This is a genomic window from Marinimicrobium sp. UBA4509 (assembly GCF_002388575.1).
Taxonomy (GTDB): Bacteria; Pseudomonadota; Gammaproteobacteria; order Pseudomonadales; family Cellvibrionaceae; genus Marinimicrobium; species Marinimicrobium koreense.
The window spans coordinates 244925-245179 of the sequence record NZ_DGMV01000051.1 but is presented as its reverse complement, the minus strand read 5'-3'; the positions used below and the strand labels follow the sequence as shown (position 1 = coordinate 245179).

At 60.4% G+C, this 255-nt stretch carries 1 protein-coding gene; it reads right to left on the bottom strand.

Annotated features, from left to right (window positions below; translation table 11 throughout):
* Positions 1–255, bottom strand: a 255-nt coding sequence (locus tag B3520_RS10085) for an aminotransferase class IV (protein ID WP_286875968.1), incomplete at both ends; no start/stop codon positions are given.

Below are 255 nucleotides of genomic sequence, written 5' to 3'. Positions count from 1 at the left end.
GATGCGCTTTTCCCGGACTTCGTAACCGCAATCCGCCGCCAACTGGAAAATGGTGTTGCGGGTAATGCCGTCCAGACAGGAGGTCAGCTCCGGCGTGTAAAGGACGCCATCACGCACCAGGAACACATTCTCGCCGCTGCCCTCGGCCACATAGCCTTCATTGTCCAGCAGCAGGGCCTCTTCACAGCCGCTGTCCAGCGCCTCGCGCAGGGCCAACATCGAGTTGATGTAGTTGCCGTTGGCCTTGGCCTTGCA